Origin of the sequence: Clostridium sp. AM34-11AC, from assembly GCF_003435375.1 — a bacterium.
Classification (GTDB): domain Bacteria; phylum Bacillota; class Clostridia; order Lachnospirales; family Lachnospiraceae; genus Pilosibacter; species Pilosibacter fragilis.
In genome coordinates this window covers 1-22,882 of record NZ_QWGL01000003.1, presented here as the reverse complement: position 1 = coordinate 22,882, position 22,882 = coordinate 1, and the positions used below count along the sequence as shown (strand labels likewise).

At 48.1% G+C, this 22,882-nt stretch carries 21 protein-coding genes and 1 tRNA gene; 16 read left to right on the top strand and 6 right to left on the bottom strand.

The features are described from left to right. Window positions 1-58: 58 nt before the first annotated feature. Window positions 59-835: a threonine/serine exporter family protein gene (locus DW826_RS03950; RefSeq protein ID WP_117552092.1), complete on the top strand. Its 777-nt coding sequence runs from the start codon at window positions 59-61 to the stop codon at window positions 833-835. Then, window positions 832-1,278 carry a threonine/serine exporter family protein gene (locus DW826_RS03945; RefSeq protein WP_117552091.1) on the top strand — a complete coding sequence of 149 codons (447 nt, stop codon included), beginning with the start codon at window positions 832-834 and terminating at the stop codon, window positions 1,276-1,278. The genes DW826_RS03950 and DW826_RS03945 overlap by 4 nt, the downstream gene beginning before the upstream one ends. Window positions 1,279-1,319: 41 nt before the next feature. Here DW826_RS03945 and DW826_RS03940 read toward each other — a convergent pair whose 3' ends face one another. Beyond that, the gene (locus tag DW826_RS03940; protein ID WP_117552090.1) at window positions 1,320-2,267 is read right to left on the bottom strand and encodes a DUF5688 family protein; all 948 of its coding nucleotides are present in this window, start codon (window positions 2,265-2,267) and stop codon (window positions 1,320-1,322) included. Between the two features lie 349 nt (window positions 2,268-2,616). Here DW826_RS03940 and DW826_RS03935 point away from each other — a divergent pair, with 349 nt between their 5' ends. After that, window positions 2,617-2,955, top strand: coding sequence for a cupin domain-containing protein (locus DW826_RS03935; RefSeq protein ID WP_117470782.1), 339 nt, complete (start codon window positions 2,617-2,619; stop codon window positions 2,953-2,955). Window positions 2,956-3,150: 195 nt separating this feature from the next. Here DW826_RS03935 and queA read toward each other — a convergent pair whose 3' ends face one another. Next, on the bottom strand, window positions 3,151-4,176 hold the full coding sequence (gene queA, locus DW826_RS03930) for a tRNA preQ1(34) S-adenosylmethionine ribosyltransferase-isomerase QueA (protein ID WP_021904860.1): 1,026 nt from the start codon (window positions 4,174-4,176) through the stop codon (window positions 3,151-3,153). Between the two features lie 234 nt (window positions 4,177-4,410). Here queA and DW826_RS03925 point away from each other — a divergent pair, with 234 nt between their 5' ends. The 5 genes from DW826_RS03925 (at window position 4,411) to metA (ending at window position 9,326) form a co-directional block, all read left to right on the top strand. Beyond that, window positions 4,411-4,992: a hypothetical protein gene (locus tag DW826_RS03925; RefSeq protein ID WP_117552089.1), complete on the top strand. Its 582-nt coding sequence runs from the start codon at window positions 4,411-4,413 to the stop codon at window positions 4,990-4,992. 221 nt (window positions 4,993-5,213) lie between these two features. Then, a tRNA-Arg gene (locus DW826_RS03920) sits at window positions 5,214-5,285 on the top strand. Window positions 5,286-5,456: 171 nt separating this feature from the next. Beyond that, window positions 5,457-6,470, top strand: a complete 1,014-nt coding sequence (locus tag DW826_RS03915) for a pseudouridine synthase (protein ID WP_347472273.1) — start codon at window positions 5,457-5,459, stop codon at window positions 6,468-6,470. Beyond that, entirely contained in the window at window positions 6,446-8,416 is a 1,971-nt protein-coding gene (gene ligA, locus DW826_RS03910) for an NAD-dependent DNA ligase LigA (RefSeq protein ID WP_117552087.1), read from the top strand. Before DW826_RS03915 ends, ligA begins: the two co-directional genes overlap by 25 nt. Then, entirely contained in the window at window positions 8,406-9,326 is a 921-nt protein-coding gene (gene metA, locus DW826_RS03905; RefSeq protein WP_117552086.1) for a homoserine O-succinyltransferase, read from the top strand. Before ligA ends, metA begins: the two co-directional genes overlap by 11 nt. A 136-nt stretch (window positions 9,327-9,462) precedes the next feature. On the opposite strand, the gene DW826_RS03900 is transcribed toward metA, so the two are convergent. Genes DW826_RS03900 through DW826_RS03890 form a run of 3 tightly spaced genes read right to left on the bottom strand, consistent with a single transcriptional unit; the run spans window position 9,463 to window position 12,874 of the window. Beyond that, a complete protein-coding gene (locus DW826_RS03900; protein WP_117552085.1) occupies window positions 9,463-10,659 on the bottom strand; it encodes a M20 family metallopeptidase in 1,197 nt (398 codons plus the stop codon). A gap of 27 nt (window positions 10,660-10,686) precedes the next feature. Beyond that, window positions 10,687-11,844 carry an amidohydrolase family protein gene (locus DW826_RS03895; protein ID WP_117552145.1) on the bottom strand — a complete coding sequence of 386 codons (1,158 nt, stop codon included), beginning with the start codon at window positions 11,842-11,844 and terminating at the stop codon, window positions 10,687-10,689. Next, window positions 11,822-12,874, bottom strand: a complete 1,053-nt coding sequence (locus DW826_RS03890; protein ID WP_181967985.1) for an amidohydrolase family protein — start codon at window positions 12,872-12,874, stop codon at window positions 11,822-11,824. Before DW826_RS03890 ends, DW826_RS03895 begins: the two co-directional genes overlap by 23 nt. An 887-nt stretch (window positions 12,875-13,761) precedes the next feature. Here DW826_RS03890 and DW826_RS03880 point away from each other — a divergent pair. The 5 genes from DW826_RS03880 (at window position 13,762) to DW826_RS03860 (ending at window position 19,827) form a co-directional block, all read left to right on the top strand. Further along, a complete protein-coding gene (locus DW826_RS03880) occupies window positions 13,762-15,558 on the top strand; it encodes an ABC transporter substrate-binding protein (RefSeq protein ID WP_117552082.1) in 1,797 nt (598 codons plus the stop codon). A 151-nt stretch (window positions 15,559-15,709) separates the two neighbouring features. After that, window positions 15,710-16,660, top strand: a complete 951-nt coding sequence (locus DW826_RS03875) for an ABC transporter permease (RefSeq protein ID WP_117470807.1) — start codon at window positions 15,710-15,712, stop codon at window positions 16,658-16,660. After that, window positions 16,660-17,808: an ABC transporter permease gene (locus DW826_RS03870; RefSeq protein ID WP_117515454.1), complete on the top strand. Its 1,149-nt coding sequence runs from the start codon at window positions 16,660-16,662 to the stop codon at window positions 17,806-17,808. The genes DW826_RS03875 and DW826_RS03870 overlap by 1 nt, the downstream gene beginning before the upstream one ends. A 17-nt stretch (window positions 17,809-17,825) precedes the next feature. After that, a complete protein-coding gene (locus tag DW826_RS03865; RefSeq protein WP_117552081.1) occupies window positions 17,826-18,863 on the top strand; it encodes an ABC transporter ATP-binding protein in 1,038 nt (345 codons plus the stop codon). After that, on the top strand, window positions 18,856-19,827 hold the full coding sequence (locus DW826_RS03860; protein ID WP_015553589.1) for an oligopeptide/dipeptide ABC transporter ATP-binding protein: 972 nt from the start codon (window positions 18,856-18,858) through the stop codon (window positions 19,825-19,827). Before DW826_RS03865 ends, DW826_RS03860 begins: the two co-directional genes overlap by 8 nt. Window positions 19,828-19,906: 79 nt before the next feature. On the opposite strand, the gene DW826_RS03855 is transcribed toward DW826_RS03860, so the two are convergent. Further along, a complete protein-coding gene (locus tag DW826_RS03855) occupies window positions 19,907-20,920 on the bottom strand; it encodes an asparaginase (RefSeq protein WP_117470791.1) in 1,014 nt (337 codons plus the stop codon). 124 nt (window positions 20,921-21,044) lie between these two features. On the opposite strand from DW826_RS03855, the gene DW826_RS03850 reads away from it, so the two are divergent. The 3 genes from DW826_RS03850 (at window position 21,045) to DW826_RS03840 (ending at window position 22,824) form a co-directional block, all read left to right on the top strand. Continuing rightward, the gene (locus DW826_RS03850) at window positions 21,045-21,224 is read left to right on the top strand and encodes a DUF4250 domain-containing protein (RefSeq protein ID WP_117503544.1); all 180 of its coding nucleotides are present in this window, start codon (window positions 21,045-21,047) and stop codon (window positions 21,222-21,224) included. Between the two features lie 113 nt (window positions 21,225-21,337). Further along, entirely contained in the window at window positions 21,338-21,883 is a 546-nt protein-coding gene (locus tag DW826_RS03845) for a hypothetical protein (RefSeq protein ID WP_117552080.1), read from the top strand. A 197-nt stretch (window positions 21,884-22,080) separates the two neighbouring features. Further along, on the top strand, window positions 22,081-22,824 hold the full coding sequence (locus DW826_RS03840; protein ID WP_015553585.1) for a lysophospholipid acyltransferase family protein: 744 nt from the start codon (window positions 22,081-22,083) through the stop codon (window positions 22,822-22,824). Window positions 22,825-22,882 lie beyond the last annotated feature (58 nt).

Here is a 22,882-nt window from a genome sequence, read left to right as displayed (position 1 = left end):
AGCAAATGGGTTATATAGCGGTTATAAAAACAAAAGGGGTTAAAAAAAGGGGTAATAAATGAACGAAAAAACACTGCTGGAAGCTGTGGTGCTGGCGGGTGAGCTCATGCTTGTCAGCGGAGCGGAGATCTACAGGGTGGAAGACACCATGAATCATATGCTGAAACGATCGGAGTACGAACAGACGGAAACGATCGTATATGGAACGGGAATCTTTGTCACGCTGAGCGATCCAAATAAGGAACCGCTGACCCGCGTCAAGCGTGTTGCGGCCAGATGCACCAGCATCAACCGGATCTGCCTGGTAAACGATGTATCGCGCCATTTCTGTGAGGGAAAGATCACGGTGGAGGAGGCGCTAAGACAACTGCAGGAGATCCAGGCACCAAAGACGGTCCAGTATGACTGGCTGACTCAGGGACTGGGATATGTTGGTGTTTCGGCGTTCTTTGCGCCTATGTTCGGCGGCTCCCTGGGAGACTTTCTGGCGGCAACGGTAGTTGGTGTCTGTCTTGCAGTAGCCGTATGGATTGGAAAAACCTTGAAATTCAACGATTTCTGCTTTAACGCGTTTGGAGCGTTTGTGCTTGCGTTTTCAGCTATGACGATCTGCCATTCTTATCCGGTACTGAATTCAGATACGATTATCGTCAGCGCTGTCATGCCGCTTGTCCCGGGAGTAACGTTTACAACGGCGATCCGTGATACCTTAAACGGGGACTACGCAGCCGGATCCGCCAGAATTCTGGAAGCGATCGTTGTGGGACTTGCAGTTGCGTTTGGAGTTGGTGCGGGACTTCTTGTAGCCCGCAGCATGGAAGGAGGACTCTTATGATCATACAGGTATTCAGCGCGTTCTGGGCGGTCGCGATGTTCTCCATTCTGACGGAGACTCCGAAAAAGTTTCTTCCGTACGCGGCTTTTTCCGGCGGATTTGCCTGGTGGGCATATTTAATGATCAATAATCTGACTCATTCAACACTCCAGGCCGCGTTCTTTTCGATCCTCGCGGTAGCATTTTTGAGCCATATTCTTGCCAGGATCATGAAAGCACCGGTGACGGTATTCCTCATCGCAGGAATCCTTCCGTCTGTGCCCGGAGCAGGAATCTACCGTACAGTATATTACCTGATCCAGGGAGACCAGACACTTTCAACCCATTACCTAATCTCGACGCTTCACACGGCAGGCGCGATCGCTCTGGCAATCTTTATCACAGATTCTGTTGTCAACCTTGTACATCTTTATCATGAAGGAAGTCATGCGAGACGAAATTGAAGGCGGTAGAATGTGTGCTGTGCAGCAACGTTTGCCTGCACTTAAACACATGTAGCCGAGTCTACGGAAGAATCACAAGGAACTTCCGTAAAGATCTGCAGGTTATCCGTTTCCCTGCGATACAGGTACATGTTATCAGAGAGAAAGTCTTCCGGCTGGATCGATTCGCGGTTGACATTTTTGATCGTATTGCAGAAAACATGATAATCAGGTTCCGTAAAATTTTCTGAATCAGCGATGATCAGGACCTCGTGGATACTGGATGGAAGGATGAGAAGATCACTTCCAAACTCGTCCGCGAGGTCTTTTAATTTATCAGGATAGAGGACGCAGGCGGCACCGTTGTGCGCGGCATCGTTTGTGAGGACATAGAGCGTCGGAACAGGGCAGTCTTCGTGCACAAAGTCAGTAGCTCCTGGGAAATATTCCTCGATCACTGTTTCAAGGCGGCGGAAACTTGCAGGAAAGATCCGAGGTGTATTTTCTTTTGCGAGCACAAAAAGTTCTCCTGCTGTCACATTCCAGGAAGCAGATACCGTGTTCGTGACGACAGAGCTGATCTGGGTCTCACCTTCAGATTCGATGATCAGGGAGAAGATCACCGCGAGATCCAGGAAAGGGATCCAGGGAATTGTCTTTAACAGCTCCTTATTTTTATCGCGGGAGATAAGCCGCCAGGTGATCTGGTCACGGAATTCCTCAAAACTGCTTAAGGAAGTGAGACTTGTCACGGAAACAGGAAGCTGTGTGTCAGTGATCGATATCATATATTCACAGAGTTCTGCCAGCGTGCGGCCTTTTTCAAACTGTTCATACAGCATCTCCAGGGAGATCACGGGGGAACAGTGTTTTTCCAATCTTAAGATAGCCAGGGAATCAAGCACAACGCCGTTGTTTTTGAGCACACGTTCTCTGTGGATCGAGCAGCTGGTGTCCAGCCTGTTAAAAAGTTCCTCCTGCAGTGCGGCACAGAATTCTTCGTAGTTCATTGTAATACCTCCTGATGTGTTTTTAGATCGATAGATTTGTTTTCATGACTTGAACAATAGAAATTAGAATGTTTTTTGCGGCCGCCCGGCGGGAAGCAGATATTCATACTGCTTAGATTGATTCGGCTAAAAATCAGGATGCCGGACAGCCATGGGATGTAAAATGAAAGGATAGGTGTATTCTAACGAAATCCTGTTCGAAAATCAATCGTGATGATTCACAAGAATCGCCCTCTGAAATTGACATGCAGGCAAAAAATAGTTGTATTTACAACATACAAAAGGGAAATATCGTGGTAAAATAATGAGATAGATCATGGGAAGATCCAGGTGGAAAGGAAAAAGAAAAATGGCTTTTATCAAAAATATCGATCATGAAACAGTTTTAAATCTCGCGGACCAGATCCACGCAGAACCGGGTCAGATCGTCAGCAAGACTCTCGCCCAGAACAAGGCGGTCAGCCTGACATTATTCGCGTTCTCCAAAGGCGAGGAGATCAGCACCCACGATTCCATCGGCGATGCCATGGTACATGTGATCGATGGCGTCGGTCAGTTTACCGTAGACGGTGCAGAGCATATCTGCAAAGCCGGAGATGTTCTCGTAATGCCGGCGAAGAAGCCGCATGCGGTATTCGCGAAGGAAGATTTTAAGATGCTTCTTACGGTGGTATTTCCGTTAGATTGATACTTGAGTATTTATGATAAATATTCTTAACATGCTATAAATGCGAGATGTTACCGCCTTCTATACTGGTGACAGGAAGATGGAAAACCCCCGGTGTGGCTGCACCGGGGGTTTTGCTTTGTCACTCGAATAAAGGAGTCACATCTCTTTAGCCTATGGCATGATATGATATGCAGAACGTAAATTTAACATACATCAGCGAATAAACATCGCGTCTCCAAAACTAAAAAACCGGTACCGCTCCTTGATCGCCTCCTGATATGCATTCAGGATATGTTCCCGTCCTGCGAGTGCGGACACGAGCATGACGAGTGTGGATTCCGGAAGATGGAAGTTTGTGATCAGGCAGTCCAGGATCTTGAATTTGTATCCCGGATAGATAAAGATCTCGGTCCAGCCGCTTCCAGCCTTTAAGATCCCGTCATCACCGGTTGCGGATTCCAGGGTACGGCAGCTTGTGGTTCCAACGCAGATCACACGTCCGCCGTTTGCCTTTGTATCGTTGATCTTCTTCGCCTCGGATTCTTCTACCATATAGAATTCAGAGTGCATATGGTGCTCTTCGATGGTATCGACCTTTACCGGGCGGAAGGTTCCGAGACCGACATGGAGAGTTACATGAGCGATTTTAACGCCCATCTCCTCGATCTCCTGTAAAAGTTCTTTGGTGAAATGCAGACCTGCTGTCGGAGCAGCCGCAGAACCCTCGTTCTTGGCATATACAGTCTGATAACGGTTCTTATCCTTTAACTGGTGAGTGATATATGGCGGCAGCGGCATCTGGCCAAGCTTATCGAGGATCTCCTCGAAAATTCCATCATACTCAAACTGGATCAGTCGGTTTCCCTCATCGACCACATCGATAACCTTTCCCTTTAAAAGTCCGTCACCGAAGGAAACTTCCGCGCCGACTTTCATCTTCTTACCCGGTTTTACAAGGGTCTCCCAGACATTGTCGGATTTTCTCTTTAAAAGGAGAACTTCGATTCCTGCGTCTGTCCCGATCTTATGTCCCATGAGACGTGCCGGGATAACTTTTGTATCGTTGATAACGAGGCAGTCACCCTTTTTCAGGTATTGTAAAATATCGCGGAAATGGCGGTGTTCCATCTCGCCGGTCTTTTTATCTAATACAAGCAGCCTGGAAGCAGCGCGGTCCTCAAGCGGATCCTGCGCGATCAGTTCCGGCGGCAGTTCAAAATTAAAATCTGTTACATTCATTTTTCTATATCTCCTGTTTGTGCGCTCTTATCAAAAAGTTCCATGCCATTGTAGCAGAATCGGGAAGAAAAATCAATGAGGCGCGCAGGAATATGGGGAAAATCGGTGATCATCTGCAAAAGGCTCGGACAGCAGCCGGGAAATAAAAAATACATCTTGTTGTTTTAAGATTCCGGTGGTACGATAGGAAAATCAAAAGCATGGTACATGCGGCAATCGGAAGGAGCAGTTGTAATGAAATATATCAATCAGTTAGAACACAGAGATATCCCCTATGAACATAATTTAGACCACGGCGGAGTGCCGGAGGAGAAGCGGAATGTGGCTGCAGCAGGCTGCGGACCGAGCTGTCTGTGCATGATGGTGGATGCGCTGACTCTGTCAACCTATGAACTCACAGACTGCCTGAAATTATCCAATGAGGTTGGCGCGAACCGTGAGATCGGAACGAGCCTGAAGATCCTGGGCCCCGTCGTTGCGGAAAAGTTTAACCTGAATTATGGGGAAACGAGTGATCTGAATGAACTGAAGGCGCACCTGGCAAAAGGCGGACTCGCCATCGCAAATTCCGGCGGAGGCCGGGAAGGGTATACCGGGGTGTTCACTCATGGAGGACATTACATCCTCGTTGTATCGGCCGATGACAATGAGGCGTGCATTCTGGATCCGTCCTATAAAGAAGGAAAATATGAGGAGCCGGGCAGGGATGGAAAAGCGAGAGCCGTAGATGGTTTTGTTTACTGCAGCCTGAAAGTTCTTGCAGAGGACTGCGCAAACCGTACTCCGTCCTACTATCTGTTTTCAAGAAAGCATTAAAAATATGAAAAGCGCGGCAGCCGGGAAATGGAAAAGCAGTGCCCCTGGAACTGCCGCGCATTTATGCGAAGATGCAGATCATCGCAAGCGACCGCGCGGGACTCCGGAAGGTGCCAGGACGCATGCATCCTTAGTTTAGAAAAATTGAGTGAAAAAATATACAAAAAAATAATTCTCATCCTCTTGCATGAATCAGAAAATTATTGTATACTATTAGAGATGCATCTGTAGCTCAGTGGATAGAGCAGTGGCCTCCGGAGCCGCGTGCGTAGGTTCGATTCCTATCAGATGCATTTTTTGATGTCCCGGGATACCGGGGCAGTGAGACAGGAAAGCGTCTGCCAGATCTGGGAAATGTCCCGGATTGACAGGCGTTTTTTTCTTGCATTCGCCCCTCAGAAACGATATAATGGGCGAAAGGATAAATTTTGGATCATAAATTATGAATAAAAGGGAGAAGTAGATTGGAAGGAACGATTCGTTTAAATAAATATCTGAGTGACGCTGGAGTCTGTTCGAGAAGAGAGGCAGACAGACTTGTGGAGGAAGGGAAGGTTCGTGTGGACGGCGAGATCGCCGTGATGGGAATGCAGATACGGCCGGGACAGAAGGTGGTCTGTGATGGAAAGCCGGTGGGCGAGAAGGAAAAACCGGTATTTCTGATCGTGAATAAGCCGAGGGGAATCGTCTGTACGACTTCCGACAAGGATCATGCAGAAAACATCGTGGAATTTTTAAATTACCCACAGAGGATCTACCCGGTCGGACGTCTCGATAAGGACTCCGAGGGACTTCTCCTCATGACAAATCAGGGCGACATCGTCAACAAGATCCTCCGCGGTGGAAATGCTCATGAGAAAGAGTACGCGGTAGCTGTCAACCACCCGGTGACGGAAGAATTTTTAAAACAGATGTGCGAGGGCGTCCGGATCGAGGACCTGGATGTGACCACGAAGCCGTGCCGCGCCTGGAAGACCGGAAGCCACACCTTCCATATCGTCCTGACCCAGGGCTTAAACCGCCAGATCCGCCGAATGTGCCGTGCGCTGGATTATCATGTAATGAATTTAAAGCGCGTGCGTATCATGAATCTCCAGCTGGGTACATTAAAGCGCGGAGAATACCGGGAACTGACGGAAAAAGAACTGGGTGACCTGATGCGTATGGTGGAAGGTTCCACAAACCTTCCGGCGAGGGAAGCCGCAAAACTTGGAAAGATTGTGGATCCGGCGAAGAGAGAAAGAAAGCCGGGAAGCTCAGGATATCAGGGAAAGCCTGGCGGAAGAAAGCCGTCAGATAAAAATAACGAGGGAAAAACGTTCGAGAAAAAGACCGGAACCGGAAAAATATGGAGAAATGTCCGTCAGGACGGTGAAATAAAGCCGGAAAAGAAAGCCCCCGCATCCCCGGAAAGCTGGAAACCGGGTGCGCCGGAGCGCAAGGAGCATAAAATATGGACGACAAGATCAAGAGGATGAAGGAGCTGATCCCGATTCTCTCCGAGGCTGCGAAGGCCTACTACCAGGAGAGCCGCGAGATCATGAGCAACTTCGAATATGACAGGCTTTACGACGAGCTCCTGAAGCTGGAACAGGAGACGGGAACCGTGTTTGCGGGAAGTCCGACCCAGAAAGTCGGATATGAGGTCTTAAGCGAACTCCCGAAAGAGCGCCATGAGCGGCCGATGCTTTCCTTAAATAAGACGAAAAGCGTCGACGAGCTCAGGGAGTGGCTCGGCGGACAGACGGGACTTTTATCCTGGAAGATGGACGGACTCACCGTGGTGCTGACATATGAGGACGGCGTTCTCGCAAAGGCAGTTACCCGGGGAAACGGCGAGATCGGCGAGGTCATCACGCCGAACGCCCGGACATTCATCAATATCCCGACAACGATCCCCTACAAGGGGCAGCTGATCCTACGCGGTGAGGCGGTGATCAGCTATTCTGATTTCGAAAAGCTGAACGATTCCATCGCCGACGTGGACGCAAAGTATAAGAATCCGCGAAATCTCTGCAGCGGTTCCGTCCGCCAGTTAAACAGCGGGATCACAGCATCGAGAAATGTCCAGTTTATGGCATTTGCCCTGGTGCGGGCGGACGGCGTGGACTTTAAGAATTCAAGAAAAGAGCAGTTCTTATGGCTGTCCAGACTTGGATTTGAGACCGTGGAATTCGTGGAAGTCACCGCGGAGACTCTTTCCGGGGCGGTCCATGGATTCGCGGAAAAGATCGAGCACTACGATATCCCGTCCGACGGCCTCGTGCTGTTATATGACGATATCGCCTACGGTCAGTCCCTGGGGCGCACTGCGAAATTCCCGAGAGATTCCATCGCCTTCAAGTGGGCCGATGAGATCCAGGAGACGACGCTCTCCTATATCGAGTGGAGCGCGTCGCGAACAGGACTCATCAACCCGGTTGCCGTGTTTGAGCCCGTGGAGCTGGAAGGAACGACGGTGAGCCGGGCCAGCGTCCACAACATCAGCATCATGGAAGGTCTGGAGCTTGGGGCCGGGGATCGGATCACAGTCTACAAGGCGAACATGATCATCCCGCAGATCGCGGATGACCTCACAAGAAGCGGTGTCCGGGATATCCCGAAGATCTGCCCGGTCTGCGGCGGAAAGACGGAGATCCGCAGCCTGAACGATGTGAAATCCCTCTACTGTACGAACCCGGAATGCCAGGCGAAGAAGATCAAGAGCTTTGATCTGTTTGTGAGCCGTGACGCTTTAAATATCGATGGTCTCTCCGAGATGACGCTTGAGAAGTTCATCGCGGCGGGATTCATCCATGAATTCGATGATATCTTCCATCTGGACCGTCACCGGGATGCCATCGTGACTATGGAGGGATTCGGCGAGAAGTCCTACGAGAACCTCATCGAGGCCGCAAAGACTGCGTCCCACACCACACTGCCGCGGCTGATCTTTGGTCTCGGAATCGCAGGGATCGGTCTCGCCAACGCGAAGGTGATCTGCCGGCATTTCGATTTCAATCTGGATGCCATGCGGAAGGCTGGCGCGGAAGAGCTGTACTCTATTGATGGAATCGGCGGCGTGCTTGCGGATGCGTGGGTGACGTACTTTAAGAATGACAGGAACAACGAGACACTGGATCATTTGCTGGCAGACCTTACGTTCGAAAAGGAAGTCAGGAACGAGGAGCAGACATTAGCCGGGAAGACATTTGTGATCACCGGTTCCGTGGAGCGTTTCGCGAACAGGAAGGAGCTTCAGGAAAAAATAGAATCTCTGGGCGGAAAGGCTGCCGGTTCCGTATCAGCAAAGACAAGTTATCTGATCAATAATGATGTGACATCCAATTCGTCAAAGAATAAGAAAGCAAGAGAACTTGGCATTCCGATCCTTTCCGAAGCGGATTTTCTGAAGATGATAGGAGAAGAAGAAAATGCCGATTAAAATACAGAATGGATTGCCGGCAAGAGCGATCCTTGAGAGCGAAAATGTATTCATTATGGACGAGGACCGCGCGGAGAGCCAGGATATCCGTCCATTAGAGATCCTGATCTTAAATCTCATGCCGTTGAAGGAGGACACGGAGACCCAGCTTTTAAGAGCTCTGTCCAATACACCTCTGCAGGTGGAGTGCACTTACATGACCATGTCCACCCATGAGTCCACCCACACCTCCGCCAGCCACTTAAATAAGTTTTATGTGACATTCCCGGAGATCAAGAAGAAACATTTCGACGGAATGATCATCACCGGCGCACCGGTGGAACTGATGGAGTTTGAGGAGGTCAACTACTGGGAAGAGCTGACCCGGATCATGGAGTGGAGCAAGACCCATGTGACATCCACCATGCACCTCTGCTGGGGTGCCCAGGCGGGACTCTATTACCATTACGGGATCCCGAAACACTTAAGAAAAGAAAAGCTTTCCGGTGTGTATACACAGAAAGCGCTGGATAAGCGTGTTCCGCTCTTAAGAAGCTTTGATGATTATTTCAAGTGCCCGCATTCCCGCTACACGGAAGTCCGCGAGGAGGATATTTTAAAGCACCCGGAACTCCGGCTCCTCGCTAAATCCGATGAGGCAGGTGTCTTCCTTGTCATGAACCAGGACGGAAGCCAGATCTTCGTTCAGGGCCACCCGGAGTACGACCGTATGACCTTAAACAACGAGTATCACCGCGACCTCAACAAAGGCTTAAATCCGGCGCTTCCGGTCCACTACTATGAGCATGATGACCCGTTCTCCGTTCCTCCGCTTATGTGGAGAAATATGGCGAACACGCTGTATACGAACTGGCTGAACTACTACGTATATCAGGTGACTCCGTATACGCTGGAGGAGGACACGGAGTAGAAGGTTCGAAATCCCTTATTTTATGCGGGATTTAGGATCTTAAAGTTTCAATAAGTCCCCTATTCACGGAGAAATCCGCAGATAGAGGACTTATTTTGCCTTTCTGTCTTTCTTTCAATTACTGGGATGGGATTCGTTACTTTTCATGATATCGTTCCGGCACCTGTGCATCATGGAAAGCGTTGATCTCATCACGGAATTTGCTGTCTTCCAGGATATCCAGGGCAGTCATGGCCAGACCCTTGGCTCCCTTCAGGCAGATTTCATCGGCTTGCGGTGAGGCGGCTGCGTCTGCATAAGCTTTTGAGTGACTTTGAATCGTTTTATCATCAGTGATCGACAGATAATCGTGGATTGCCGGAATTTTAATCGAAACATTTCCGATATCGGAAGAACCGTACAGTTTTCCCGGTGTTGGCCAGGTCATGTGAATTCCGAGAGACTCCATATTATTTTTGAAAGCTTCGCACATAGGCTTATTCGGGTAGCGTTCCGCGTAGATCGGTTCTACAACCACCTCTGCCTTGGCTCCGGTCAGGGATTCTGCCCGTTCAATGCTGGATTTCACGAGATCAATAAGAAACTCAATTCGTATCATGGTTTCCGCTCGGAGATTAAATTCACACCGGACGAGTGCAGGAATGACATTGGCAGCTGTTCCACCTTCTAAAATAACACCGTTGATATTATCCTGAATCTGGAATGTGGGACGCATCAGATCAATCTGGTTGAATACATGGATTGCAGCACTGAGCGCGTTAATCCCGTTCGAAGGTGCAGAAGAGTGGGCTGCTTTTCCGTGGAAAGCGACGCGGATGGTTGTGGCAGCGCGTCCCCCTCTTCCTACAAGATTCGATCCGCCTCCTGACGGATGCATCATAAGCGCATAATCGGTATCATGAAAACCGCCGCGCTCTAAAAGAATCACTTTACCGGCACCGCCTTCCTCCGCAGGGGTGCCAATAATGGAGATTTCCCCATCATAGTTGTCCATGAGAGCGGCAAGACCGGAAAATGCACCGACAGCACAGGTCGCAATAATATTGTGACCGCAACCGTGGCCGATTCCGCGAAGGGCATCATATTCTGCGAGAAACGCGATTCTCGGTCCTGCATGCTTTCCTTTTTTTACTGCTTTGAAAGATGTGTCAAGTCCGCAATAAGGGGTTTCAACCTCGAACCCATGGCCTTTTAAAAATGTGCGGATAAATCCTACAGCCTGATGTTCCTGGAATCCCAGTTCCGGATGATCATGGATCTGATGGGAAAGTGTCAGAAGTTCATTTTGCATCTTGTCAATGGTCTCAATAATTTTTAACTTATTCTGATTCATAGGGAAATACCTCCTGTAGGGTAAGAGCTATTTTTGGTATACGACTTTTCCTTCGATCAGAACCGTAGAGGCGGAGGAATAGTAGTCTAGCGGATAGCCGTCCCAGATGACGATATCGGCATCTTTTCCAGGTTCCAGACTGCCGACTCTCTGGTCAAGTCCACAGAAACGGGCTGCGTTGATGGTGGCAGATTCCAGAGCTGCCATAGCAGTAAGCCCTTTTTTGTACATGAGTGTCAGATGAATCGCAGCCAGCTCAATATTCATTCGCGGATGAGCGGTGGATGAGGCAAAGGTAATGCCGTGTTCCTCAAGTACAGAACCAACGATAGGGTCACGGTAGCGGCTTTCATTACTTTTTTGTCCATAAGATGGGCCAACCACGCAGTTCACCTGATGTTTTTTTAGAATATCCGGAATCAGCCAGCTTTCGGTACAGTCTTCCAAGATATAATTGAGTTCGAATTCCTCGGCAATGCGAATGGCGGTGGTCATATCATGGCTTCTCTTTGCGGTGATCTTGACAGGCATCCCATCAAACACGCGCATGAGGGAATGAAGCTTCATGTCGAATTTCGGCGCTTTCCTGGATGGATCCGCTTCGGACAGTTTCCAGAGCGTGTGGTAATTTTTTGCTTTCATCAATGCTTCACGGATCAGAGCGGCACTGGCAAGCCTTGTTTTTGGGGCACGTTTGCTGGAATAGGTCGTTCTGACATCATCCGTTAGGCACATGTGAAAAGCAAGCTCAGGCACCATCGTCATTTCGGAGACTGTTTTACCGGAGGTCTTGATAGCGGCACATGTTCCGCCGATGAGATTTGCATCTCCGGGGCAGGTGACTGCCGTGGTGACTCCGCCGGCAAGTGCCATTTGAAAGCCCTCATCGGCAGGATTGATGGCGTCTAACGCACGGAGCTGCGGAAGAATTGGATCCGTGGACTCATCGGAATCATCTCCCTCAAAACGAAAGACCTGTTCGCGCACTCCTAATTGACAGTGAGGTTCTACAAACCCCGGAGTCACATAGTGTCCGCAGGCATCGATACTGACATGTCCTACATTATATTTGCTCACGGCGTTATCACAGATATCGAGAATCTTTCCATTCTCCACAACCAGATCTTTTTTTTCTTCGTAGATTCCGGCCATATTGATCAGATTACAGTTTCTGATAATCAACATTGCTTTCACCTGCCTTTCTCCTGTATGCAATCTGACCGTCGATGATAACGATACCGACCTGACTCAGAGTTGCCAATGGTTCTACGTCCCAGATCACGACATCCGCATCTTTTCCAGGTTCCAGACTGCCGACACGGGAGTCAATGTCGGTAATGATGGCGTTATTGATGGTGAGACATTTTAAAGCCATTTCCCGGGAAAGTCCGTTCTTGACATAGAGAGCAGCCTGCAGAAGCTGACCTTCAATCGGAACGAAAGGCGCATCAGTGATCAAGCCGAACGTGATTCCGGCGTTCTCCAGAATCTGCCCTGCTTCAAAAGTTTTATTTCTGGCTTCGATTTTTCCTTTTCCTCCTACGGTAGGACCGAGAAGGCATTGAACATGATTTCTCACAAGGTCATCGATGATCAGATAGCCGTCGGTGCAGTGTTCAATGGAAAAACGAAGATGGAATTCATTGGCGATCCGGATCGCAGTTTGGATATCATCCGCCTGGTGTGCATGGATCTTGACACGCATACCGTCGAAGACCCGCATTAAAGAATGCATATGAAAATCGAATGGAAAATCAGGGTCCTCTCCGTGTTCCTGATAGTTTCTATAGTATTCCTTCGCTCGGAAGAGTTGTTCCCTCATAATGGCAGCACTCATCATTCTCGTTTTTGGTGCCATGTTCCTCCTGCCGTAATTGACTTTTGGGTTTTCACCGAGGGCCATCTTCATACAGATTTCCTGACAGATGACGCGGGAGTCGGGATTTTTTCCGGCGGTTTTTACGGCTGTGAACGTTCCTCCTATAATATTGGAACTTCCGGGGCCGGTAACGACCGTAGTAACGCCGTGACGAACTGCAACGTCGAAGGTGGCGTCATTCCATTTCAGAGCGTCAATTCCGCGGAGTCCGGGAAGAGCTGGACTGGTATTTTCATTTCCGTCCATTTCCGCGGAACTGGCGGTTCCCCAGAGTCCGATATGGCAGTGGGCGTCCACGAGGCCTGGAGTCACCACTCTTCCGGCAGCATCGATCACTTCGCAGTCCGCGGGAACAGGACCTACGTTTCCTACCCGGGATATTTTTCCGTTTTCGATTAAAAAAGAGCTGCACAGCGAACATCGGGCTGGCAAAGAACGCAGATTTCGATTAGGTTGATTTACAGAAAAAAAAACGGGTGAATCAACCTAATCGATTTTTTTGTGCCGGAAAATAGAAATGAGACTTCGGAAATGCGGAAATTACCTTGCCAGCCATATTCTGAAAAGTTATAATGAATGCAGAAATAAATTTAAAACAATGATAATCCATGTAAATTGTTTGATAATTCGTGAAAACACAAAAATATGCAAAGCTTTCTACAAGGTACAGAGTGTCAAAAACAGCGACAGAATGAGATATAAGCTGCCGGCCAGAACCGGTCCCGCACAGGATGGAAATACGTTCCTGGAATTGCGGTATTCGTAGTAGGATCCGAGTTCAGGTGTGGAAGCCGGGGCAATCTTCTTATTTTCTTCTTCAAATTTTTCATGGTGTTTCCCGTACTTCCAGAGTTTTCGATGGCTGTAAATAAACAGGTCAAAGGTTCCGAGATTTTTAACAAATCGGAGACCTCCAAAGATAAGGGGAAAGAAACTGGCAAGAAACAAGGAGTTGATGAGTCGGTTCATAAAAAAAGAACTGTGACTGAAAATAAAATAGAGAATTCCAATGACTCCTCCAATTAGAAGATGAGTCAGAAAACTTTTCCGGAACGATGATGACATAAGGGACCATCCTTTCGCTGAATTGATGTCGTGCATATGGAATTTATTATAATGAGATTCATATAAATGTCAACAGCTGGGAGAAATTCCAATGGAATGAAAATGGGCGAGATGGAAGGCCTGTTTGGAGGTCCTGAAATAAAAAAGGAGGAAACGATATGAAGAGAAGGACAATTGCAGCATTGTTAGCATGCACGATGGTGATCGGAACCCTTGCAGGGTGCAGCAGCGAACCGAAGAACCCGGGAGACTCCGATACAACGGTTACTGAGACAACGGCGGCAGAGACAACGGCAGCTGCACAGACAGGACCGAAAGTATTTAACGACTATATGACGACGGATATTGATACATTAAACAGCCATATCTACACGTTAAGTGCAAGTGCGGATGTGATCAAACCAACAACACTTCTGCTGTATCGACAGTATCCGACCGCGGACGGAAAATCATTTGAGTATATTCCGGAGTTGGCAGAAAGTGAACCAGAGCAGGTAGATGCGGATGGAAAAATCTGGCAGATCAAGATCCGTGAAAATGCGAAATGGGAGAATGGAGATTCAATCAATGTGGATGATGTGATCTATTCCTTCCAGATGTGTCTGGATCCCCTTATGGTAAATAACCGTGCATCCCAGCTTGCAAGTGATTATATTACGATCACAAAGGCTACAGATTATTATCTTCAGGGGACAGAAAACAAAGTCTCCTGGGACGAAGTGGGAATCAAGAGAAATGGCGATTATATGCTTGGCCTCGAGTTAGATGCTCCAGTTACAGCAGCCGATATCAAGAGTCATTTCAACTATGTATGGACCAACCTGGTACATAAACCGACGTATGAGGCCGGTATGAATGAAGACCGGACGAAGACTTCATATGGTTCCACGGGAGACACTTATAAGAGCTGCGGAGCTTATATTTTGACAGAATGGGTACCGGGTTCCGTTTTCAAAATGAAGAAAAATCCGGATTATGTTCTTGCAGACCATATCAAATTGGATGAATATGTTTATAAAGTTGTAGCAGACAGAAATACAGCGCTTGAGCTTTACTTAAACGGAGAACTGGACGAAGTCGCATTAAGCCCGGAGGCGATTGAACAGTATGTGGATGATCCGAGCATCAAGGTAGCACCGGCAACCTCCATCCAGACCCTTACGATTAACCACGGAAATACTAATAACAATGGAATCCTTGGAAATCTGAACTTCAGAAAAGCGTTGTTCTATGCAGTGGACCGTCAGAGCATTGCAAAAATGACAAATGGAATTCCGGCTAATTATCTCGTTGCGAGCAAGTGCCTTGGTCTTGACGGCAAGACATTCCGGGAAATGCCTGAATCACAGGAATATCTGACCGAAAATCTCGGGTATGATCCGAAACTTGCCAAGGAGTATTACGACAAGGCGATGGAAGAATGTGGACTTACCAGTCTGACCCTGACCCTGCAGTACAATGAGACGAGTGCCAACAATAAGGCGGCATCTGAGTTCTTACATAAATCTTTCCCGGAGATCTTTGGAGACAGCTTTACTCTGGAGCTGATGGCAGCTCCGAGCGGTGTCTTAAACTCCTACATCAAGGGATGGAAAGATGGAGATCCGAACAGCTTTGAACTTCAGTGGAGAGGATGGAATACCAGTACAGCGGCACCGTGGAACGGACTTAAAGTTTACACCGGCATGTATTCGAACAAGAACGAACCATATTACAATGATGAAGTGGATGCACTTTGGGAAAAAGCCAATTATGATCTGGAAGCAAAAATGGATTCGGCATACCGTCTGGAACTGACAAGGGAAATCGAAAAGATCGTGCTTGATGAAGTAGCAGCCTGCCCGGTATACGAGGCACCGAGCTACTATCTGATCAATCCGAAAGTCATTCTCCCATCGGATGTATACATTCCGGGTTACGGATTTGGTTTCACGATCAGTGATAAAGAAGTATAACCGATGACGGGAACTGAATGAACCTGCAAACATCTGCCTGCCGGATACTGCGAGCCGGCAGGCGGATTTTATGCTGACGGAAGTGATCGGGCGGCGAAAAGGAACCGATGGGCTTTACAGGAAGCGCAAAAGGAAACTCGGAGGGAATGATATGGCAAAATACATTATGCAGCGAATTCTGGCAATGTTAGTAACTCTGTTTATTATCATTACCATCGGCTTCATGGTGATCCGCCTGATGCCGGGCGGAATCTTCGATGATGCCGTAGATATGACATATGAGCAGAGGACAGCTCTGGAAGCAAAATATAATCTTGATAAGCCGATCCCGATCCAGTATGCAATGTTCTTAAAGGGACTTGTTCTGGAAGGCGACTGGGGAACATCTCTGAAGATGTATGTCAATGTTCCGGTGTGGGATGTGATCAAGACAAAGATTCCGGTCACACTCTATATTAACTTTTTTTCACTGATCATATCGCTTCCATTGGGGATTATCCTCGGAATTGTGGCGGCAATCCGGAAAAATACGATGACAGACTATCTGATATCGTTTCTGGTCGTCATATTTATCTCAGTTCCATCCTTTATCTTCGCCACCCTGCTTCAGTATTTTGTGGCATTTAAAGCGGGATTATTTCCGATCATTTACGATGCTACGGCATCCGGTTGGGATAAATTTTATTGCCTGTTTCTTCCGATCATGGCCCTGTCTCTCGGACCGATCGCCCGTGTGACAAGATATCTGAGAGCGGAACTGGCAGAGACCATCAACTCAGATTTTATGCTTTTGGCAAAGACGAAGGGACTCACGGAACGTCAGGCAACGATCAACCATGGAATCCGAAACTCCATGCTTCCTCTTATGAATATCATTGTGCCGATGTTCACAAGCATTATGGGCGGAAGTCTTGTAATCGAGACCATTTTCTCGATTCCCGGTATGGGCGGTATTATGGTAAAGTCCATCAATGCGCCGGACTATACGGTAACGCTGGCGGCCCTGATCTTTTATTCTGTGGTATCTCTTGTGACTGTACTCATCGTGGATCTTTCTTACGGGATTGTTGATCCGCGTGTAAGGATGGGAGGGAAGAAATAATGGCAAAATTTTACTCTTCCGCTGTACCGGAATATCAGGCTGACAAAGAACAATTTGAATTTGTCCAGATGAAGGATGACATTGCGGATGCGACATTCCAGGATAAGCCGATTGGCTTTTTTAAGGATGCAATGCTGCGTTTCTGCCGGAGCAAGGTCTCCATTGTAGCGTTTGTAGGAATCGTGATCATTCTGTTCATGGCAATCTTTATGCCAATGATGAGCCACTGGCACTACAATGACCAGGATCTGAACCGAATCAATCTTCCGCCCAAAATGCCGGTTCTCGAGAATGTTGGAATTCTGGATGGAACCCGATGGCTGACGAATCGACGTGTGGACAGCCTGGAAGATACAACACGTTATCCGGAAGGCAGCATTCTGAAAGTCATCAACTACCGGAAGGTCCAGGGCGTGGATATGTGTGATATCAAAGTGGATTACTACAAGTACTGCGGTCTTGAGGATGGAACATATTTCTGGATGGGGACGGATTATCTCGGCCGTGATCTGTGGGTACGAATGTGGCGAGGTGCCCGTGTTTCCCTGGTAATTGCGTTCATCTCGGTAATCTGCAATGTTTTTATCGGTATTGTCTATGGCTCCATTGCGGGATATTACGGCGGAAAGATCGATATGGTTATGATGCGCATTACCGAGATTATCGGTGCATTCCCGGAGATTGTAGTGGTAACATTATTTATCCTCTTTTTCGGAACCGGCATGCTGTCAATTATTCTTTGCCTTGTCGTACAGAACTGGATTGGCACAGCCCGAATGATTCGCTCCCAGTTTTACCGTTATAAAGGCAGCGAATATGTGCTTGCGGCCAGAACACTCGGCGTGAAAGATATGGCACTGATCTTCCGGCATATTCTGCCGAATTCCATTGGGCCAATCATTACACGTGCCATGATTGCAATTCCGGGTGCTATTTTTACCGAGTCTTTCCTGGCATATATCGGACTTGGCATCCGTGCACCGGAAAGCTCGATCGGTGTCCTTTTATCCCAGGGACAGAAGATCATGCAGCAGTATCCGAACCAGGTGTTTTTCCCGGCAGTTGTGATTTCTCTGCTGATGATCGCATTCAACATGCTGTCAAATGGTCTGCGTGACGCATTTGATCCAACCCAGCGCGGTGCATAAGGAAAGGAGCGAATGGTATGGAACCTATTTTAAGTGTAAAAGATCTTTCTGTTTCCTTTCATGCGTTCGCAGGTACGGTTCATGCGGTTCGTGATGTCAACTTTGACTTGATGAAAGGTGAGACACTGGCGATTGTAGGAGAATCCGGTTCCGGAAAATCGGTTACGATCAAAGCAATTCTTGGAATTCTTGCAAAGAACGGCCATATCGACAGCGGCTCGATTCTGTATCAGGGCGAAGATATGGCGAAATATAAGGAAAAAGACTTTTATAAGATCAGAGGAAAACGGATCTCACTGGTGTTCCAGGATCCTCTGTCAGCACTGAATCCGATCATGAAAATAGGAAAACAGATCTCAGAGGCGCTGATCTTAAGCGGATCCATTGAAAAGTCAAAGGCGAAGCAGAGGGCCATCGAATTGATGGAAGTCGTTGGAATTCCGAACGCGGCAGAGCGGTATGAGGCATATCCGTTCCAGTTCTCCGGCGGTATGAGGCAGCGCATTGTCATTGCAATTGCCCTTGCATGCAATCCGGAGATCCTGATCTGCGATGAGCCGACGACAGCTCTCGATGTGACGATTCAGGCGAGAATCCTGGAGCTGATCAATGATATGAAAAGAGAGCACGATCTGTCGGTAATTTTCATCACTCATGACCTCGGCGTGGTTGCCAATATTGCAGATCGTGTATGCGTTATGTATGCCGGACGGATCGTGGAAGTGGGAACCTGTGAAGATATTTTCTACCATCCGGCGCATCCGTATACCTGGGCACTGTTGTCTGCAATGCCGGATCTGCACACGGAAGAGACCCTATATGCAATTCCGGGTGCTCCGCCGAATATGCTTCATCCGCCGAAAGGGGATGCATTTGCAGCGAGAAATAAATACGCGATGAAGATTGATTTTGAAAAAGAACCGCCGTATTTTAAAATTTCCGACACCCACTATGCTGCTACATGGCTTTTACATCCGGATGCGCCAAAGGTAGAGATGCCGGAGATTTTGCAGCACCGCATCGCCAGGATGAAGGAGGAGGCGGAACATGGATAATAAAAAGATGAATTCGACAGGTGTTGAGGATCATATTCTGGATGTGGAACACCTCAGCATGTATTTTACAACAAAAAACAGAGGAAAAAAGTCTACAGTGAAAGCGGTGGATGATGTATCCTTTTATGTGAAACGCGGGGAGACGTTCGGACTGGTTGGTGAGTCCGGCTGCGGAAAAACAACGACAGGCCGCACGATTATTCGGCTGTATGATCCCACCTGGGGAACTGTGAAATTTAACGGCATAGAAATCTCCGGAAAAATGGACAGGGAGCTTCATAAATATATTACCGATCATATTGCCATGATTTTCCAAGATCCGATCGCATCTTTAAATCCGAGAATGACAGTACAGGAGATTATAGCGGAAGGATTGAAAATTCGAGGGGTGAAAGACCCGGAAGAACTGCAGAAAAGGGTGATCGCGATGCTGGAACATGTGGGGCTTCAGGCAGAACATGCATCCCGATACCCCCATGAATTTTCAGGAGGACAGCGCCAGCGCATTGGAATTGCAAGGGCGCTGATCGTGGAACCGCAGCTGGTGATCGCAGATGAGCCGGTTTCAGCTCTCGATGTCTCTGTGCAGGCACAGGTGATCAATCTGCTAAATAAGCTGAAACAGGAAATGGGACTGACAATCCTGTTTATTGCGCATAATCTTTCCGTCGTCAAATATTTTTCCGACCGAATCGGTGTGATGTATTTCGGAAAGCTGGTTGAGATGGCGGATTCCAATGAGCTATTTAAGAATCCGCTTCATCCGTACACCAAGGCACTGCTTTCTGCCATTCCGGAGCCGGATCCGCTCAATGAGAAAAAACGCGTAAAAATCCATTACGATCCGGAGATTCATCATTACGGTGAAGGAAAACAGCCGTCCTATCACGAAGTAAGTCCGGGACATACGATCTATTGTTCGGACGAAGAGTTTGAAGAGTATAAAAAAGAGTGGAAAGCGTAATTCCGGACGTTATTTAAGAAGCCAAAAAGACTGCATATCCGTTTGCTGGTATGCAGTCTTTTAAAATGTTTCAATCGTATTACCGTCTTCCCGTGTTCCACAAAATATCATGGTTGATGGTCTCATAGAACATCTCCCGCACCTTATCATGATCCCTCGTCTGCCCGAGGATCCACATGAGCTTTGTCACGGTGGCCTCCAGGGTCATATCGTAGGATTCGATGAGACCGAAGGCGTTTTTGATCTTCTGGCCGACTTCATAGACAGACATATTGCTGCCTTCCTGAGTGACCTGGGTGGTCATGACAACGACTTTTCCCATAGAGATCCATTTTTCGATGGAGCTATAGAAATCGCCGGATTCATAGGACGGAAGACCGCCGACGCCGAAGGATTCGATGACGACTGCGTCATAATGCTCTGCCATATAGTCGAGGAGGCTGGAGTCCATGGACGGGATCAGCTTTAAGAGGCTGACCTGGCTGTCCATCTCGTGGTAGAAGCGGACGCTCTCGCGGTCCTGCCATTTATCGTCGATATAGTATAAAATGTGCTCGTCCTGGATCACGGCGAGATACGGGAAATTGATGCTGGAGAATGCGTTGTAGCTCTTGCTGCGCTCTTTCTTTCCGCGAGTTCCCGCAATGACTTTTCCGTCAAATACGATGGTCACGCCGTGGGCGCGTTCGGAGGCAGCAAAACGCAGGCTGTCCAGAAGGTTTGTTCTTGCGTCCGTCACATCGAGGTCGATGGGCTTCTGCGCGCCTGTGATCACGATGGGCTTGCTGGAATGCTGGACAAGATAGGACATGGCAGCAGCTGTGTAGGCCATGGTATCGGTGCCGTGGCAGATTACGAAGCCGTCATAATCGTCATAATTCTCTTCCAGAACCTGAGCCAGTTTCAGCCAGTGCTTCGGGTGCATATTTGTGCTGTCGATGTTTAAGACCTGCACTGTCTCCACCTCGCAGAATTTTTTCGCGTCCGGTACATAAGACAACAGTTCATCGCCGGTGAGGAGCGGTGTCAGACCATTTTCGCCGCGCTTGCAGGCAATCGTTCCTCCCGTTCCGAGCAGCAGAAGGTGTTTCATGATTTAAAAATCCCCTTTCGTTTGCAATCATCTCACATATGGTTTATAGTATAACATAGGAGGCTTCAGAAAGTAAAGACGGCGGATGGTTTGGAAAGAAAGAATCATCCGGGAAAGGGGAGAGATGGTGAATATACCGAAAGATCCGGTCATGCTGTTAAGCTATATCAACACGCAGTTGCGGGACAATTACCCGGACATGGACGAGTTGTGCAGGTCGCTTTGTCTAGACAGGAAAGACGTGGATGAGAAACTCGCGTCGATCGATTATGAGTACGATCCGGAAAAAAATCAGTATGTATAGAGTAAGCGGCCGATCCTGGCTTTTCAGGGCATGAGCCGCAGAAAAATAAAAGTGGAAAAAAGCACCGTGGAAAAGGCTGCATAGCGGATCGGAGAATCACAGATACTGGTTTCATGAACAGATGGAAGCAGAAAAACAGAAATCAGAAAATTGCAGTAAAAAAAAGCTCCAGCGGCGGATGGAGACAATGGGTCAGGAATTTTATGCTCTGCGGTCTGACGGGATGGGGACTTGAGATCCTTTTGACTTCCGTGGAAGGCTTTGCGGCTGGAGATATGAAATTCATGGGAAAGACATCAATATACATGTTCCCGATATATGGAATGGGAATCCTTTTGGGGCCCATCGGGAAATGGGTGGACAGTTGGATCGGAGACCGGGGACAGATCGCGGTAAAGGACAGGATCTTCCGCCATGGGATCCTGGACATGGTCCTGATCTTTTTCGCAGAATACCTCACGGGAACATTCTTGAAAAGCCTTGGTATATGTCCGTGGGATTACACCGGGCGGATGCTGAGCGTCGACGGCGTGATCCGGCTGGATTTTGCTCCGTTCTGGTTCATGACAGGACTTCTCTTTGAATATCTGACAGGAGGAAAAGAGGAAATCCTTTCCAGAGATCCGGCAACAGAAAAGCCAATATATAGACAGATTTGAGCTGGATTTTAGCTGGATTCGAGGTGCATTTGAGTTGCAAATAAGAGGTTTATTTAATATAATATAACTTATGAACCTCATTGCTGTAACTCTTTAAAGTGTATGAAAGGCAATTGTTCAATAGGTGGGCACACCTGCTGTGCTGACCGTAAGAGAGCACCGTTACTGTTAAAGAAAATATGGGAGGTTTGTTACTTATGATAAGATTATTACTTGTCCTGTTCACACTGGTGGGATTTTTGATCTTCAGCTATCCGTTCCTTGTGGCACAGGTATCGCTTGGAAAGAAAGATCCCCACGCGCGGGATCTGGAGACGATCAAGGTCGTCCGGTCCGTGTTCAAGGTACTCTTAAAGCTGGCGGGGGTGACCGTGACGGTGAAGGGCGCGGAAAATATACCGGAAGACACAGCGGTCCTCTATGTTGGAAACCACAGAAGCTATTTTGATATTCTTGCGGGCTACACGACAGTTCCGACACTGCTCGGTTTCGTCGCAAAAAAGGAGATGGAAAAGATCCCACTCTTACGCACCTGGATGGTGAACGTGAACTGCCTGTTCTTAGACAGAAAGAACATCAAAGAAGGCTTAAAGATGATCCTTCAGGGAATCGAGAAGGTAAAAAACGGCGTTTCCATCTGGATTTTCCCGGAGGGAACGAGAAATCCGAACGAAGATATCACGGAGCTCCTCCCGTTTAAAGAGGGGAGCTTAAAGATTGCGGAGAAATCCGGCTGTCCGGTGGTCCCGGTGGCGATGACAGGAACGGCGGAGGTGCTGGAAAAACACTTCCCGTTTATCACCCCGTCCCATATTACGATCTACTACGGAAAACCGTTCTATGTAAAAGAATTGGAAGCCGAAGATCGGAAACATCCGGGTGCTTACACTAGAAATGTATTGATCAGAATGCTGAAAGAAATGCAGGAAGAAAAACAATAAGCCTAGATTATTCACGAATCAGCCGTGAAAGTGGCTGAAAGCCACATAGTTACTGTAT